The 15,037-nt window shown below is 61.3% G+C and carries 14 protein-coding genes; 4 read left to right on the top strand and 10 right to left on the bottom strand.

The features are described from left to right. Nucleotides 1-5: 5 nt before the first annotated feature. The 4 genes from CFter6_RS00300 to CFter6_RS00290 form a co-directional block, all read right to left on the bottom strand. Nucleotides 6-1,970, bottom strand: a complete 1,965-nt coding sequence (locus CFter6_RS00300; protein ID WP_061538241.1) for an arylsulfatase — start codon at nucleotides 1,968-1,970, stop codon at nucleotides 6-8. Between the two features lie 186 nt (nucleotides 1,971-2,156). After that, nucleotides 2,157-2,759 carry an SIS domain-containing protein gene (locus CFter6_RS00295; protein ID WP_061538240.1) on the bottom strand — a complete coding sequence of 201 codons (603 nt, stop codon included), beginning with the start codon at nucleotides 2,757-2,759 and terminating at the stop codon, nucleotides 2,157-2,159. Nucleotides 2,760-2,796: 37 nt separating this feature from the next. After that, nucleotides 2,797-2,934: a hypothetical protein gene (locus tag CFter6_RS25865; protein ID WP_167351328.1), complete on the bottom strand. Its 138-nt coding sequence runs from the start codon at nucleotides 2,932-2,934 to the stop codon at nucleotides 2,797-2,799. 61 nt (nucleotides 2,935-2,995) lie between these two features. After that, on the bottom strand, nucleotides 2,996-3,346 hold the full coding sequence (locus CFter6_RS00290; RefSeq protein WP_061538239.1) for a winged helix-turn-helix transcriptional regulator: 351 nt from the start codon (nucleotides 3,344-3,346) through the stop codon (nucleotides 2,996-2,998). 125 nt (nucleotides 3,347-3,471) lie between these two features. Between CFter6_RS00290 and gstA the strand changes: the two genes are divergently transcribed. Beyond that, entirely contained in the window at nucleotides 3,472-4,077 is a 606-nt protein-coding gene (gstA, locus tag CFter6_RS00285; RefSeq protein WP_061542135.1) for a glutathione transferase GstA, read from the top strand. A gap of 12 nt (nucleotides 4,078-4,089) precedes the next feature. On the opposite strand, the gene CFter6_RS00280 is transcribed toward gstA, so the two are convergent. Both CFter6_RS00280 and CFter6_RS00275 read right to left on the bottom strand, forming a co-directional pair. Beyond that, nucleotides 4,090-4,884, bottom strand: a complete 795-nt coding sequence (locus CFter6_RS00280) for an SDR family NAD(P)-dependent oxidoreductase (protein ID WP_061538238.1) — start codon at nucleotides 4,882-4,884, stop codon at nucleotides 4,090-4,092. Between the two features lie 97 nt (nucleotides 4,885-4,981). Continuing rightward, nucleotides 4,982-5,698, bottom strand: coding sequence for an alpha/beta fold hydrolase (locus CFter6_RS00275; RefSeq protein ID WP_236904471.1), 717 nt, complete (start codon nucleotides 5,696-5,698; stop codon nucleotides 4,982-4,984). Between the two features lie 269 nt (nucleotides 5,699-5,967). Here CFter6_RS00275 and CFter6_RS00270 point away from each other — a divergent pair, with 269 nt between their 5' ends. Further along, entirely contained in the window at nucleotides 5,968-7,050 is a 1,083-nt protein-coding gene (locus CFter6_RS00270) for an alpha/beta fold hydrolase (RefSeq protein ID WP_061538236.1), read from the top strand. A 30-nt stretch (nucleotides 7,051-7,080) separates the two neighbouring features. Here the strand turns inward: CFter6_RS00270 and CFter6_RS00265 are convergent, their stop codons facing one another. The 4 genes from CFter6_RS00265 to CFter6_RS00250 form a co-directional block, all read right to left on the bottom strand. Then, nucleotides 7,081-8,274: a YncE family protein gene (locus CFter6_RS00265; protein ID WP_061538235.1), complete on the bottom strand. Its 1,194-nt coding sequence runs from the start codon at nucleotides 8,272-8,274 to the stop codon at nucleotides 7,081-7,083. Between the two features lie 55 nt (nucleotides 8,275-8,329). Further along, on the bottom strand, nucleotides 8,330-9,145 hold the full coding sequence (locus CFter6_RS00260; protein ID WP_061538234.1) for a creatininase family protein: 816 nt from the start codon (nucleotides 9,143-9,145) through the stop codon (nucleotides 8,330-8,332). Nucleotides 9,146-9,394: 249 nt separating this feature from the next. After that, nucleotides 9,395-10,147: a tetratricopeptide repeat protein gene (locus tag CFter6_RS00255; RefSeq protein ID WP_082814487.1), complete on the bottom strand. Its 753-nt coding sequence runs from the start codon at nucleotides 10,145-10,147 to the stop codon at nucleotides 9,395-9,397. Then, nucleotides 10,144-12,249, bottom strand: coding sequence for a bifunctional 2',3'-cyclic-nucleotide 2'-phosphodiesterase/3'-nucleotidase (locus CFter6_RS00250; RefSeq protein ID WP_061538232.1), 2,106 nt, complete (start codon nucleotides 12,247-12,249; stop codon nucleotides 10,144-10,146). Before CFter6_RS00250 ends, CFter6_RS00255 begins: the two co-directional genes overlap by 4 nt. 444 nt (nucleotides 12,250-12,693) lie before the next feature. Between CFter6_RS00250 and ahpC the strand changes: the two genes are divergently transcribed. Then, nucleotides 12,694-13,257, top strand: coding sequence for an alkyl hydroperoxide reductase subunit C (ahpC, locus tag CFter6_RS00245; RefSeq protein ID WP_061538231.1), 564 nt, complete (start codon nucleotides 12,694-12,696; stop codon nucleotides 13,255-13,257). Between the two features lie 88 nt (nucleotides 13,258-13,345). Further along, nucleotides 13,346-14,941, top strand: a complete 1,596-nt coding sequence (gene ahpF / locus CFter6_RS00240; RefSeq protein ID WP_061538230.1) for an alkyl hydroperoxide reductase subunit F — start codon at nucleotides 13,346-13,348, stop codon at nucleotides 14,939-14,941. Nucleotides 14,942-15,037: the final 96 nt, after the last annotated feature.

The following is a 15,037-nucleotide window of genomic DNA, read 5'->3' as shown; positions in this document are numbered from 1 at the left end:
AACGCTCAGTAATAGCCGCGCGGACGCTGCGGTTCGACCCCGCCGACGCCGCTCATATAGTCGTTCCATTGCTGGATCAGGCTACCGATGACAGACGGGTTCTGCGTCGATACGTCATGGTTCTCGCCGCGGTCCAGCGTCACGTCGAACAGCTCCCAATGACCATCCAGCGGGCCGTTCGGCGGTTCGGTCCAGAGTGCTTTCCAGCGGCCGTCGCTGCTGCGCAGGTACCCGCGCCCGTATGCCTCGTCGCCGAACGGTGCGTTATGCACCACGGCCGCACCCTGGCCGTTCAGCAACGGCAGCAGGGACTGGCCGGTGATCGGATAGACATAGCGGTTGTTGTAGACCACCTTGCCCTTGTTCTGGTCGGCGCCGTTCAAACTGTTGAGCAGCGGCGGCGCCGGCTGTGTGGGCGGGGCGATCTGGGCCACGGCGAGGAAGGTCGCGGTGTTGTCGGTCACGTGGGTGAACGGACGCAAGGTCGGCAGCTGCGTGGTCTGGCCCGGCAGGTGCACGATCAGCGGCGTCGACACGCCGCCCTCGGTGGCGTAGCCCTTGGTCAGGCGGAACGGCGTGGCGCTGACTTCAGCCCAGCGCAAGCCGTATTGCAGGCGCTGTGCATTCTGCTTGCCGTTGTCGCTGCCCAGCGCCGCATACACGGGATCGGCTGCATTGGCGGTATCGGTGGCGGTCGGATCGGCGCCGGAGTCGATCGGCCAGCCTTCCGCGCCATTGTCCGACTGGAACATGATGAACGTATTGTCGTATTCGCCGATATCCTTCAGGTGCTGGACCAGCAGGCCGATGTTGTGGTCAAGGTTTTCCACCATGCCGGCATAGATTTCCATGTAGCGCGCCTGGGCTTTCTTTTCCGCCGGCGACAGGCTGTTCCATGCCTTGTCGACCACGCCCGGGCCATAGTCCGAATACCCTTGCGCCGCACTGTGCACGGCGTTGATGTATTTGGCGTTGGCGGTGCCGTTGTTGACAGTGGCTGGCGACGACGCCAGTTTCTCCGGCACCCCGGCAAACGGCGTGAAATCGGCCGGGATGATGCCGAGCGCTTTCTGGCGTGCGATGCGGGCGTTGCGTATGGCGTCATAACCCTGGTCGTACTTGCCGGCATAGTTATGCAGGTAGGGCTCCGGCACTTGCAGCGGCCAATGCGGCGAAGTGAAGGCCGCGTAAGCGAAGAACGGCTTGCCATCGGCCTTGTTGGCATCGATGTAGGAAATCAGGCGCTGCGTATAAAAATCGGTCGAATAGAACACCGCCGGGCTGCCGCCTGTGCCGCCCGGCTGGCCTGGCTGGCCGGGTTGTACATACTGCCCGTCTTCGGTGTAGTTCTTTGAGCCCGCCGGTTCATGCGCGAAGTGATTGCTGGCGGCGCCGCCGAGCAAGGCGTAGCTGTGCTCGAAGCCCCACTGGTCGGGAGTCTGTCCGCCGCCGCTGGCGCTGCCCGGAATGCCCGAACCGATATGCCACTTGCCCGCCATGTAGGTGTGGTAACCGCCATCCTTCAGCAGCTGCGCCACCGACAGTGCGCGGTCGTTCAGGTAACCTTCGTAGCCCGGCAAACCTTTGCGCTCGTCGGCCGGCGCGCCCATCGTTCCTTCGCCGACCAAATGATGGTCGGTGCCGGAAATCAGCATCGAGCGCGTGATCGCGCAGACGGTGCCAGTGTGGTGGTTGGTCAGGATGCGGCCCGACTGCACCAGGGCGTCGAGGTTGGGCGTATTGATTTCGCCGCCGAAGGCCCGGATGTCCGAGTAACCGAGGTCGTCGGCCATGATGTAGAGGATGTTCGGGCGTTTCTGCACCACAGGCACGGCGGGGGCTGACGCAGCCAGGCCGGTGTCCGAACCGCCGCACGACGCGAGCGTGGCCAGGCTGGCTATTGCGGCGGCGATCACGCCGAGGCGAATAAAAAAAAATTGCGCGAGAGATTGCGATCTGGCTTTTTTCATTGTTGATGTCATCCCACTTTAGTGAGCATGCATCGTAAAAAAAACCGGATTCGATCCCAACTACATACTATCTATTAGCTTATGTATCCACATGCGGAACCAGGCCCCGCCTGCGTTTTGCGCGGAAATGAAGCCATGCGCGATTACTGCATTTCTTTATTACAGAAATGCAGCAGGCTGCCGAAACTATGCCTTGGAGGCGTAATTCTCTGGAAAGAAATGACGCTCGATCAGCTCGATCAGGATGTGCAGCACCTTGATGTGCAGTTCCTGCACGCGGTCGGCAAAGGCGCCGCCCGGGGTGCAGATATAAACATCGCTCAAGGACGACAGCAGTTCGGCCTGCTTGCCGGACAACACGATCACATGCATGCCGAGCTCGCGCGCGGTTTGCGCCGCGCGGATGATGTTCTTGCTGGTGCCGCTGGTGCTCAGCGCAACCAGGCAATCGCCGGCGCGTCCGTGTCCTTCGATATAGCGTGAGAACACCTGCTCGTAACCATGGTCATTGCCGACGCAGGTCAGGTGGCCGGCATCGCTGATCGCGGTTGCGCCCAGCGCCGCCCGGTCCAGCCGGTAGCGGCCGGTCAGCTCTTCGGCGAAATGCATGGCATCGCACATGGAGCCGCCGTTGCCGCACGAATACACGCGGCCCTTGCGTTCAAACACATCGATCAGCAGCGCCGCCGCCCGTTCAATCGATTGCAGCGCCGCGTCGTTGGCGAGCAGCGCTTCCAGCGATTGCTGCGCTTCGACCAGGCTGGCGTTAATGTGTTGCTTCAATTGCATACTCCATTCGAATAAATTAGCGACATGAGTTCGGACGTCAGCGATTTGTGCGCGTGACGCCGGCATCGATCACGCCGTAAGGGGTGATGGTGGTGCCGCTTTCGCCGGAAGGCGATGTTACATGGCCGCAGGCTGCCAGCAGCAGGCTTGTCATCAGGGCAAACAGTAGGCGCATCGTTGTCTCGTAATGTGGATGGTAGCTCTAACAGACCCGGCTGTAGAGTGAAATGTTCCGGTCAATGCGCCAGCTTAGCCTGATCCGGGCTAAGCTGCTGTTCCTGTTTCAGCCACAGCCCGAACTCCTTCAGCACTTCCACCACCTTGCGCAAACGCTGGCCGTCGGCGGTAAGGCAGTACTCCACCTTGACCGGCACCTCGGCGTAAACCGTGCGCTGCACCAGTCCGGCCGCTTCCAGCGCGCGCAGGTCCAGCGTCAGCATGCGCTGGGAAATGTTCGGCACATCGCGCCGCAAATCGTTGAAACGCTTGGGGCCGTCCAGCAGGTAAGACACCAGCAGCATGCGCCAGCGCCCGCCCAGCAGCAGCATGGCTTCTTCCACCGAACAGCCTGAAACATTGGTCTTCATGATCGGCCTAAGTATAATTTATGTACCTATATAACAAAAATCTCCCTTCTTTACAATAGTAACCGAGGTCACCATACTCTCCTGCGTCGCCGCGCACCGCTGCGATCCCACAGGAGAGCTGGATGATGAAATTGTATTTTGCCCCCGAGACTTGTTCGCTGTCGCCGCACATCGTGCTGCGTGAACTGGGCTTGCGGTTTGAATTGGTGAAGGTCGACAACAAGACCAAACGCACTGCCGACGGCCAGGATTTCCTGGCCATCAATCCGAAAGGCTACGTAGCGGCGCTGCAGCTGGAGAACGGCGAGGTGCTGACAGAAGGGCCGGCAATCGTGCAGTATCTGGCCGACCTGAAACCCGAAGCCGGCCTGGCGCCGGCCAACGGCAGCTGGCAGCGGGTGCGCCTGCAGGAATCGCTGAATTTCATCACCAGCGAAATCCACGCGGGACTGAGCCCGCTGTTCAACACGACGATCCCGGACGGCGTAAAAGCCGTCTTCAAGGATAAGCTGCAGCGGCGCCTGGACCAGGTCGCATCCACCCTGGGGCAGCACGACTACCTGCTCGGCGCCCAGTTCGGCGTGGCCGATGCCTACCTGTTCACGGTGCTGCGCTGGACGCCATTGTTTGCGATCGACCTCAATCAATGGCCGGCCATCGCCCGCTATATGGAAAACATCGGCTCGCGCGCCACGGTGAAGGCCGCGCTGGCAGCGGAAGCCGCCGCCTAGGACCCAGGTGGATCAGGAAATCGAACGCACCACGCCGCCATCCACGCGCAGGGCCGCACCGGTCGTGGCCGATGCCTGTACAGACGCCAGGTAGACCACCATGTTGGCGACTTCTTCTACCGTCGCCAGGCGCTGGATCAGCGAGCTGGGGCGATGTTCTTTGAGGAAATCGCGTTCCAGCGCTTCGCTTGCTATGCCCTGGTCGCGCGCCATCGAGGCGAAGAAATCGCCGACGCCCTCGGAGCGGGTCGGACCAGGCAATACGGCGTTGACGGTGACGCCGCTGCCGGCCAGGGTTTCAGCCAGTCCGCGCGAGACTGCCAGCAAGGCGGTCTTGGTCATGCCGTAGTGGACCATTTCCTTGGGAATCTGCAAACCCGATTCGCTCGACAGGAACTGCACCCGGCCCCAGCCGCGCTTGACCATGCCTGGCGCGTAGTGGCGCGACAGGCGCACAGCGCTCATCACGTTGACGTCGAAGAAACGCTGCCACTCCTCATCGGTAATATCGAAGAAAGGTTTGGCTTCGAAAATGCCCAGGTTGTTGATCAGGATATCGGTCTCCAGCACTTGCCTGAACAGCAAGGCGGCGCCGTCCGGAGTGCCGAGGTCGGCGGCGATGCCTTGCAGACGGGCGCCGGGGACCTTGTCGCGGATCTGCGCCAGGGCCTGGTCGACCCGTTCCTGGGTGCGGCCGTTCACCACCACCGTTGCCCCCGCCTGCGCCAGGCCGAGCGCAATCGCCAGGCCGATGCCGGCGGTCGAGCCGCTCACTACTGCATGTTTGTCGCTTAGATCGATTTTCATGGAATTCTCTCTGACAGTTAGAAACGCTGGCGCGCAATGCGGCCACTGTCTTGCATCATAGAGGAAATCGGGAATCGGTACTGGTCCGGCGCCGGCCCTAGGAATCGCTCGCGCAGCCGACAATCAAGTCCATCAGTTCGTCAAACTCGTCCGGACGTTCTTCGCTCACCAGCGGGAACAGGCACTGGTGGTCGGTCCCTGCCACCACCCGCAGCCGGCGCGAACGCGCCTTGCGCGCCGACATCAGCAGCCGCTCCGGTATTTCCGGCGGGATCACCGCATCGTGTTCGGCGGCGATCACCAGCAGCTTGCCCTTGAATTCCGCCAGGATCGCCCAGGCGTCGCTGTCGGCCCAGCTATGGTCGCGCCGGATGATCGCGGAGAACTGCGGCCCGAACGACACGTTGTAAGCCGCTGGCGTGTAGACGCCGGGCACAATCAGGATCAACCCGGCGACATCATGGGTCTGGGTCAGCCTGATGGCGTTGTATGCGCCCATGCTGCTGCCGCAGATCACCAGCGGCTGCGCCAGCTTGCGCGCGGCGATCACCGCTTCGGCCTGGCGCGTGCGGCTGCTTAGCGAGGAATGTTGCAGCGAGCCGCCGGTGTCGCCATGGCCGATGCAATCGAAGGAGGTGCTGGAGATGCCGCGCGCCTGCAGCGCCGGCCGCAATCCTGAACGGCTGGCGGTAGCGCGCGAGCTGACGCCCGCGCCGTGCAGTATCAGGACATGGCTGGACGATGCGGCAGGATGGAAATCGCCTTTCAGCGCGAAGTTTTCGTAGGCGACTTCGAAAGATTCTATGTCTTGCATGATCAGGTGGAAAGTTGATGTCAGACAGATACAACGGGACGGCAGCGCGCGCAGGCTGCACGATAACTATAACCCAGCAATATGACAAGCCGGCGATTGCCGCCGCCGGCCTGGAAAAACCTCGGCAATAGCCATAACCGGCAGCCACCGCCTCGATCATGTACGGATTGGCATCATCAATCGGGCGCGGAGAAAAGCGCTCGCGGGACTTCTGTTCTGCGCCGTTTTCATCCAGAATCGAAGCACTCAATTTTGTGCGGAGATCGTCCATGCCAGTCAATCGTGCAGCAGGTTTTACGGCCTTGGTCTTGCTGGTTTCCGGCTGCGCCGGCGAGGTAGCCAGGCAAGCGCCAAAACAAGAGTCGGTGCTGGATGCGCCCGTGAAAAAAATCGCGGACCAGCGGATTACCGTCAAAACCGCGCAGGGCGAAGGTTTGCTGCCGGTCTATGCCGACCATCGGATCGATGCGCCGGCGCCGGATGTGAAGCGGGTGCTGATCGTGGTCCACGGTACTTTGCGCAATGCCGACGTCTATTTCGAATCGGGACGCCAGGCGGTCGCCGACGCCGGTGCTGCCGGCGCCGGCAGCCTGGTGATCGCGCCGCAATTCCTGACGCCGCCTGACCTGCGAGCGTTCCAGCTGCCGGCCGCGACGCTGGCCTGGACGCAAGAGGGCTGGAAGGGCGGCGAGCCGGCGCGCAGTCCTGCCGCCGTCAGCTCGTTCAGCGCCATGGATGCCGTGCTTGAACATTTCACCGACCGCAAGCTCTATCCGGCCCTGGCCGAGGTGGTGGTGGCGGGCCATTCCGCCGGCGCCCAGATCGTCCAGCGCTACGCCGTGGCGGGGCAGGCGGAAGCGGTACTGCGCAAGGCCGGGATCGGCGTGCGTTACGTGGTGGCGAATCCCTCGACTTACCTGTATTTCGACAACAGCAGGCCAGGCCCGGACGGCGCTTTCCAGCCGGCCGACACGACTGCATGTCCGGCCGTGAATCAGTGGAAATATGGTTTGAACGCGATCCCGGCCTATGTCGCCGGGCAAGACGTGGCTGGACTTGAAACACGCTATGCCGCGCGCAAGGTGACTTATCTGCTGGGCATGGCCGACACCAATCCTTACACGCACTTCATCGACCGCTCCTGCCCGGCGATGGCGCAAGGCCCTTATCGCCTGGCGCGCGGCCTGTCCTATTTCAGCTACCTGCAGAAACGTCATCCGTCCGGATTGCAGCAGAGCGTGGTGCAAGTGCCTGGCGTCGGCCACGACAACCGCGCCATGTTTGCATCGGCTTGCGGCCAGGCAGTTTTGTTCGGCGGCCGGGTGCCGGCGTCCTGCCCAAGCGCGCCGTAACGCGGTCAGGTCAGTGGAAGTCAGCGCCGATCAGCGCATGTTGCCGGTGTGGCCCAGCGAATAACGGCCCGGCTGCGGCCACACGGTGAGGCCGTGCGGCTCCATCCCGACCGGAATCGACTTGACCGCGCCGCTGCTGGTGTCGATCGCGTACACGACATCGTCGAAACGCCCTGACAGCCACAGCATCTTGCCGTCCGCGCTAACGTTGCCCATGTCAGGGCTGCCGCCGCCCGGGATCGGCCAGTTGGCCACCACCTGGCGCGTGGCGAAATCGAGCACCGAGATGCTGCCCTTGCCATGGCGCGCGCCGTGGACTTTGTTGGAGCCGCGGTTGGAAATGTACAGCTTGCTGCCGTCGCGGCTCGGATACAAGCCGTGGGTGCCTACGCCGGTCTTGATGAAACCGGTCTTGGTGAAGCTGTCGCCATCCACCACATAGACGCCATCGGCCATCATGTCGGCCACAAAAAACGCCTTGCCGTCCGGCGCGATGCGGATGTCTTGCGGCATGCCTTTCTTGTCGAGCAGCAGGTAACCGAGCACCTTGCGGTTGACCATGTCGATCTTGGCCAGCTTGCCGCCGAACTCGCAGGTGAACAGGGCGTATTTGCCGTCGATGGAAAAATCGGCGTGGTTGATGCCCTTGCATTCCGGCACCGGCAGGCTCGATTTCAAGGCCATCGTGTGCGCATCGCGGAAGTCCAGCTGGGCATGGGCTTCCACCACCACGATGGCTTCCTTGCCGTCCGGCGTGAAGTACATATTGTAGGGATCCTCCACCGCCACTTCCTTGCCCGGCTTGGCGGTCTTCGGATCGATAGGCGTCAGGCTGCCGTCGGGCCGGCCTTCGGCGTTGTTCGCCACCCACAGGGTTTTCAGGTCCCAGGCCGGCACCACGTGCTGCGGGCTGTAGCCGACGCGGAATTTCTCGACTACCTTGAAGGTCGCCGGATCGATCACGTAGACGTCGTTGGAGCGCAGGTTAGGCACATAGATCCGTGGCAATGCGTCGGCCACCACCGGGCTAAGGTGGCCGGCGCCGGCTTCGCTGTACAGGTTGGCGGGATTGACCACGGGCGGCATGCCGGCCACGGTGGCGATGGCTGCTGGAGCAGCCGGCGCGGCCGATGCGCCGGCGGCGACGGACAAGACGGCCAGGGCGCTGCTGACGGAGACGGCGAGGCGCGATAAATGACCAGAGCGGCAAGAACGAAATTGCATGATGGTTCCTTGATTAAATAAGCAGCAAAGTAGTGCCAGTAATTGAAGTGATAATTCAGCGGGCCGCGGTCTCGGCCTTGAGCGCCTTGACGGTCTGCGCCACGATGTTGTCGATGCCGAGCTGGCCGATTTCAGCGCTGGAGCGGCGCGGATCGCCGCCATAGACGCCGTCGGCCAGGCCGAGCTTGGGACCATTGCGCAAGCTGTCCTGGCGCACCATCTGCGGCGCCACTGCCAGCTGCAGCGAGGTGTCGGCGAGGCCGGCATGGGTGCCGATTTCATCGTCGCGATAACCGCGCTTGCGCAGTATCTCGGCATAGCCGTCCGAGCTGGCGGCGTAATATTCCGGCGGCAGGATGGCCCGAGCCGGCGAACCGGACCAGCTCTTGTTCAGCTGCGCCACGGCTTTCTTGATATCGTTCTGGTAACCGCCATGGTCGCCCAGGAAAACGATGTTCTTGAAACCGTGGACCTTGAAACTGTTGGCGGCCGATTCCAGCGTCTTCTGGAAAACATCGTCCGGGATCGTGATGGTGCCGGGGAAGCGCATGTGGGATGTAGGCGGCGCATAATTGCCTTCCGGCACGTAAGCGATCACCGGCGCCACCAGCGCATTGCCCAGGCCTTCCGCGATCCGCTGCGATAAAACTTTCACCCTGATGTTGTGCTTTCCCAGCGCGACATCGGGGCCGCTTTGCTCGGTCGCGCCGATGGGGATCAGGATGGTGGTCTTGCCGGCCTGGACCTGGCTGCGCAGCTCGGTCCAGGTCAGCTCTTCAAGGAAGACGGTTTTCGGCGCTTGCGCAAAGGCGATCTGGGTGGCGGTGAGGAGGAGGGCGGCAACGAAAGTTCGTCGTGGTGACAAAAGCATGAAAAATCCTCATGAAAAATCCGGGTCTGGTGTGTGCAGATACTGCCGATGCAAAGGCCGGCAGCCGGCATATGACGCCGGACGGGCACACAGGTTCCTGGTTAATTCTACTCCGTTGAGTATGAGGACCAGCGCGTAGGGTAGGCACATCGTGCCCACGCGGAAATTCACATCACATGCATACCGTTCCAGCGCCACGCAGGTATGTACTCCGGTTATCGCGGTCACGCGTGGGCACAGGCGCCCACCCTACTGGTAGTTATTCCAGCGCATGCTGCGCTCGTCGGTGGCTTCCTTGATCAGGTGGCGCGCCCGCACAGGATCCGGTTCGCCATGCCGGTCGCCGCCTTCCAGGCTCATGGCGAGGGCCTGTATCGCTACCGGGAAATCGCCTTCGGCCGAACGTTCCAGCCACTCCCGGGCCAGTTGCGGATTCTGCTCCACGCCCTCGCCTGCGGCATAGGCGTTCGACAGCAGGAACATCGCCTGCGCATTGCCCTGCTTGCTGGCCTGCAGCAGCCAGGTGGCCGAAAGTTTCAGGTCGCGCGGCACGCCTTCGCCGTATTTGGCCATGCGGGCCAGCATGAAACTGGCTTTTGCATTGCCCGACTTGGCCGCGCGCTCATACCAGCTCCAGGCCTGGGCCTGGTCAAGCTTGAGTCCCAGGCTGCCTTGATAAAGCGCTTGCGCCAATTGAAACCGGGATTCCGTATCGCCCGCCGCCGCCGCTTTCTCCAGCCAGGCGCCGGCTTGCGCGGACTGGTCGGGAATCGACGCCAGCGCCAGCGCCAGTTCGCGCTGCGCCACCGGCCGCCCCGCTGCTGCCCAGGCTTGCAGCTGGGTAATCGCGCTGACCTGGCGGCCGTGCAAGGCCAGCATGCCGACCGACTCGATGCGGGCATTGTCCGGTGCTACCTCGCCGGTGCAGGCACCCAGCGCCGCAGCCACCAGCAAGAACGCGATCTTATCAAGAGCGGCAAGCGGTTTCCTGTTTTTCATCATTTGCTCAAGTCGATTGCATACTTGGCAAAACCGCTGGCATCCAGCGCGCCTTCCGCCGTCACCCGCCCCAGGCCCAACGCTTGCGCCACCGCCATCTTGCCCGGCGCCGAACGCAGGATGACCGGGCCTTGCGTAGCCACTTTGACGAAACTCCAGCTTTGCCCGCTGCCGTTTGCCGCATTGGTGACCTTGCCCTGTTTTTTCAGGTAGGCGCTGACCACCGCCTGGCTGGCGTCCGGCGACTTGATGATGGTCTTGCTGCCGTCGATGCCCGGCACGTTGCCGCCGCCGCCCGCGCGGTAGTCATTGGTGGCGACGATGAAGTCGTCGCTGTCGGCTACCGCCTTGCCGGCGTAGGTCAGGTTGACGATGCGGCTGCCGGCCGGTTTGGTGACGTCGATCTGGTACTGCATCGCGTTGTTTTCGGCGTAGAACACATCGTAGTTGAAGATGGTCGAATAGGACGGCACCAGGTCTTGCTCGCCGGTGCTGGCCGGATTGATCATGGCGAATTGCTTGGCCGCGGTTTCCAGCCAGTTTTTCAGGTCGGAACCCTTGATCTTGACCGCTTGCAGGTTGTTGTTGCCGTACAAGTACAAATCACCCGGATTGCGGACCTGCAAACCGAACGGCGTTGCCGGGGATGCGCCCGGAGCGACGTCGGTAAAGTCGGTAGGGCCATTGCGGCCGGCCTTGAACGGCGCGCTGCAGGAAATCACCGGAATCGACTTGTAGCTGGCCAGGACCGGATCGGTGGAACTGGCGAGGAAGGTTTTCACATAGTCGATCTGCGCCTGGTTGACGATCTGGATCGCGCTGACGTCGCCCACCAGCGAGAAGTACGCCGACATCTCGAAATCCGTCGTAGTGCCCAGCGGCTGCGTGGCGTAGGACAAGGTAGCCTGGTGCTCGGTGGCGACCAGCGGCGCAATCGAAGGATCGGCGTCGATATTGGTCTTGCCGTCGGCATATTTGAAACCGCGCGCTTCGACGCTGGTCTGGTCTTTTTGCACTACCCATTTGCCGCCCTGGTATTTCAACACCATCTTGATGATGCCCAGGCGCCGGCCCCAGCTCTGCGCCATCACTGCCGGAATGCCGTTGACCAGGCCCTTGCTGGTATCGACCAGGGTGCTCGGCAAGGCCGCCAGCGAAGCGTCGATGGCAGGCGCGCCGGCTTCACGCGCTTGCGGGAAAATCAGGTGGGCGTGGCCCAGCATCAAGGCGTCGATGCCGGTGGTGGCCAGGTACAGGCTGCCGTTTTCCATTTTCGGGCTGTACGGCGAGGCATCCAGGCCACCGTGCGACAGCGCCACCACCAGGTCGGCGCCCTTGCTGCGCATCTCCGGCACATACTTCAGCGCCGATTCCTGCACGCCGTTGACCATGACCTTGCCGGCCAGGTTTTTCTGGTCCCAGTCCATGATCTGCGGCGGCACGAAGCTGATGATGCCGACGTTCAGCGGCACATTCATGCTGCTGCCGTCGGGCTTGGTAGCGGTGAACTGTTTGGCGACCAAGGCATAGGGATTGAAGATCGGCTTGCCTGACGAAACGCCAACCACGTTGGACAGCACCAGCGGGAAATTCGGCGCGCCGCAGTTGCTGCCTTTTTGCACGCCTGGCACGCCGAAGTCGGTATTGGTGATCTGGCTCAGGAAATCGAGGCCGTAGTTGAATTCGTGGTTGCCCATGCCGGCGCCGTCGTACTTCAGGGCGTTCATCACCTTGTGCACCGCCAGCGTGCCGCTGCAGGTGACCGGCGCAGCCACCGCCTGGTAATCACCGAGCAAGGTGCCCTGGATGACGTCGCCGTCGTCCAGCAGGACGTTGTTCGGGTTTTCCTGGCGCGCACCCTTGATCAAGGTCGCGGTGCGCTCAAGGCCGAGGCTGGTGTCGGCCTTCAAGCCGTAATAGTCGTAGCTCAGCACGTTCTGGTGAATATCCGTAGTCTCTAACAGTCCGAGCTTCAGTACCGTTCCCTCGGGAATCGCATTGTCGGGGCTGTTGACGCCAAGGTTGCTGCTGCCGTTGCTGCCGCAACCGGCAACAGCCAAAGCGGCCAATGCGGCCAGGGCGGTCAGACATATCTTTTTGTGCATGAGAACTTTCGGAAATATTATCGGCTGATCTTGGTAAGAAGCTGGCGCCACTGTTACGCGCTTTTTGAGGCGTTCCGGGCGGAAATTATATTTTGGAAATATTTCCGGGTCATTACATTGCGTTACATGCGCTGATACATGCGCCACTACCTTGCACGCCCGCAGGGTTTTGTTCTTCGACTATGATCTCGGCATGACGAATCCGGGCAGTTTGCTTAAACTAATAGCCCGATTAAACGTCCATTCATTTCTGGCCCAGTTTTCTATCGATTGCCTGAAAGCATGATTTATACCAAGCAAAACCGCACTTAAAGGAGAATTTGACCTGTTGTCGATAGTTATTATGAATCGAAACACAAAATTAAATCAATTATACAAATGAACCAACCTGGTTTATCGTTGCTACCTAGATTTCTTCAACCCAGCCTTAGTAAGGAAAACACTATGTCTTTGATCAATACCCAAGTTAAACCGTTCTCTGCAACTGCTCTCCATAACGGCAAGTTCGTGCCGGTCACCCAGGACACCCTGAAGGGCAAATGGTCGGTATTCGTTTTCTACCCGGCTGACTTCACTTTCGTCTGCCCGACTGAGCTGGAAGACCTGGCCGACAACTACGCTGAATTCCAGAAACTGGGCGTGGAAATCTACGGCATCTCGACCGACACCCATTTCGCTCACAAAGCATGGCATGACACATCGGACGCGATCAAGAAAGTGAACTACCCGCTGATCGGCGATCCAACCACAACCCTGTCGCGCAACTTTGAAGTGCTGATCGAAGAAGAAGGCCTGGCCCTGCGCGGTACTTTCGTGATCAATCCGGAAGGCCTGATCAAGCTGTACGAAATCCATGACAACGGCATCGGCCGCGACGCTTCCGAACTGCTGCGCAAAGTCAAAGCAGCGCAATACGTTGCATCGCACCCAGGTGAAGTTTGCCCAGCCAAGTGGCAAGAAGGCGAAGCTACCCTGACGCCATCGCTGGACCTGGTCGGCAAGATCTAATACCCGCAAGTGTTTTACGGTCCGGGCCCCAGGCGGGGTTCGGACCCGCAGCACCCCTAATTTATTGTCACGAATGCAAGGAACCGCCATGCTGGATGCAAATCTCAAAACCCAATTGAAAAGCTATTTGGAAAAAATCGTGCAACCGATTGAGATCGTTGCGTCGCTGGACACCGGTGACAAGTCTCGTGAACTGCAATCGCTGTTGCAGGAAATCGCCACGCTGTCGGATCGCATCACGCTGATCGAGCGCAGCGACGACAACGAACGCAAACCGTCGTTCTCCATCAACCGCCCTGGCGTCGATACCGGCATCCGCTTTGCCGCGATCCCGATGGGCCACGAATTCACTTCGCTGGTTCTGGCTTTGCTGCAAGTCGGCGGCCACCCGGTGAAACTGGACGAAGCCGTGATCGAGCAGATCCGCAACCTGGATGGCGATTATGTATTCGAAACCTATATCTCCCTGTCTTGCCAGAACTGCCCTGAAGTCGTGCAGGCCCTGAACGTGATGGCGCTGATCAATCCGCGCATCCGCCAGTCCACCATCGACGGCGCACTGTTCCAGGACGAAGTGGAAAAACGCGAAATCATGGCCGTGCCAACCACTTACCTGAACGGTGAAGTGTTCGGCCAGGGCCGCACCAGCGTCGAAGAAATCCTCGCCAAGCTGGACACCGGCGCCGGCGCCCGCAAGGCGGTCGAACTGAGCGCCAAGGCGCCTTACGACGTGCTGATCGTCGGCGGCGGCCCTGCCGGTGCTGCGGCTGCGATTTATGCCGCACGCAAGGGCATCCGCACCGGCGTGGTGTCGGAACGTTTCGGCGGCCAGGTGCTGGATACGCTGGCGATCGAGAACTTCGTCTCCGTCAAGGAAACCGAAGGACCGAAATTCGCCACTGCGCTGGAACAGCACGTCAAGAGCTATGAAGTCGACATCATGAACGTGCAGCTGGCCTCAGAGCTGGTGCCAGGCAAGCTGATCGAAATCAAGCTGGCCAACGGCGGCTCGCTCAAGAGCAAGACCGTGGTGCTGGCCACCGGCGCCCGCTGGCGCGAAATAAACGTGCCGGGCGAACGCGAATACCGTAACCACGGCGTCGCCTATTGTCCGCACTGCGACGGCCCGCTGTTCAAGGGCAAGCGCGTGGCGGTGATCGGCGGCGGCAACTCCGGCGTGGAAGCGGCAATCGACCTGGCCGGCCTGGTGTCGCACGTAACGCTGATCGAATTCGGCGACGAACTGCGCGCTGACGCCGTGCTGCAACGCAAGCTGCACAGCCTGAAAAACGTCACTGTGTTCACTTCGGCGCAAACCACCGAAATCACCGGCGACAGCAAGAAGGTCAACGGCCTGGTCTACAAGGACCGCAAGACCGATGCCGTGCACAAGGTCGAGCTGGAAGGTGTGTTCGTGCAGATCGGCCTGGTGCCGAACACCGAATGGCTGAAGGGCACGATCGCCCTGTCGCGCCACGGCGAAATCGAAGTCGACGCCAAGGGCCAGACCTCGATCCCCGGCGTGTTCGCCGCCGGTGACGTCACTACCGTGCCGTTCAAGCAGATCGTGATCGCGGTCGGCGAGGGCGCCAAGGCATCGCTGAGCGCATTCGATCACCTGATCCGCAGTTCGGTGTCGGATGAAGAAGACGTCGCTGCCGCGGCCGAGACTGTCGCTGCTTAAGAAGTAACCAACGCAGTATTTGCGCCAGCCCGATTCCGCGGCTGGCGCAGCGGCAACCTGCCCCACTTCCCTTGTTTGAAATTCAACGCGACAACG

This window comes from Collimonas fungivorans (assembly GCF_001584145.1).
Classification (GTDB): domain Bacteria; phylum Pseudomonadota; class Gammaproteobacteria; order Burkholderiales; family Burkholderiaceae_D; genus Collimonas; species Collimonas fungivorans.
The sequence above is the reverse complement of the archived record's forward strand: the minus strand, read 5'-3'. Positions and strand labels throughout refer to the sequence as shown.

Bases quoted from the DNA above. Each gene is read 5' to 3' on its own strand.
- CFter6_RS00300 (WP_061538241.1), bottom strand. From the start codon at position 1,970: ATGAAAAAAGCCAGATCGCAATCTCTCGCGCAATTTTTTTTTATTCGC.
- CFter6_RS00295 (WP_061538240.1), bottom strand. From the start codon at position 2,759: ATGCAATTGAAGCAACACATTAACGCCAGCCTGGTCGAAGCGCAGCAA.
- CFter6_RS25865 (WP_167351328.1), bottom strand. From the start codon at position 2,934: ATGCGCCTACTGTTTGCCCTGATGACAAGCCTGCTGCTGGCAGCCTGC.
- CFter6_RS00290 (WP_061538239.1), bottom strand. From the start codon at position 3,346: ATGAAGACCAATGTTTCAGGCTGTTCGGTGGAAGAAGCCATGCTGCTG.
- gstA (WP_061542135.1), top strand. From the start codon at position 3,472: ATGAAATTGTATTTTGCCCCCGAGACTTGTTCGCTGTCGCCGCACATC.
- CFter6_RS00280 (WP_061538238.1), bottom strand. From the start codon at position 4,884: ATGAAAATCGATCTAAGCGACAAACATGCAGTAGTGAGCGGCTCGACC.
- CFter6_RS00275 (WP_236904471.1), bottom strand. From the start codon at position 5,698: ATGCAAGACATAGAATCTTTCGAAGTCGCCTACGAAAACTTCGCGCTG.
- CFter6_RS00270 (WP_061538236.1), top strand. From the start codon at position 5,968: ATGCCAGTCAATCGTGCAGCAGGTTTTACGGCCTTGGTCTTGCTGGTT.
- CFter6_RS00265 (WP_061538235.1), bottom strand. From the start codon at position 8,274: ATGCAATTTCGTTCTTGCCGCTCTGGTCATTTATCGCGCCTCGCCGTC.
- CFter6_RS00260 (WP_061538234.1), bottom strand. From the start codon at position 9,145: ATGCTTTTGTCACCACGACGAACTTTCGTTGCCGCCCTCCTCCTCACC.
- CFter6_RS00255 (WP_082814487.1), bottom strand. From the start codon at position 10,147: ATGATGAAAAACAGGAAACCGCTTGCCGCTCTTGATAAGATCGCGTTC.
- CFter6_RS00250 (WP_061538232.1), bottom strand. From the start codon at position 12,249: ATGCACAAAAAGATATGTCTGACCGCCCTGGCCGCATTGGCCGCTTTG.
- ahpC (WP_061538231.1), top strand. From the start codon at position 12,694: ATGTCTTTGATCAATACCCAAGTTAAACCGTTCTCTGCAACTGCTCTC.
- ahpF (WP_061538230.1), top strand. From the start codon at position 13,346: ATGCTGGATGCAAATCTCAAAACCCAATTGAAAAGCTATTTGGAAAAA.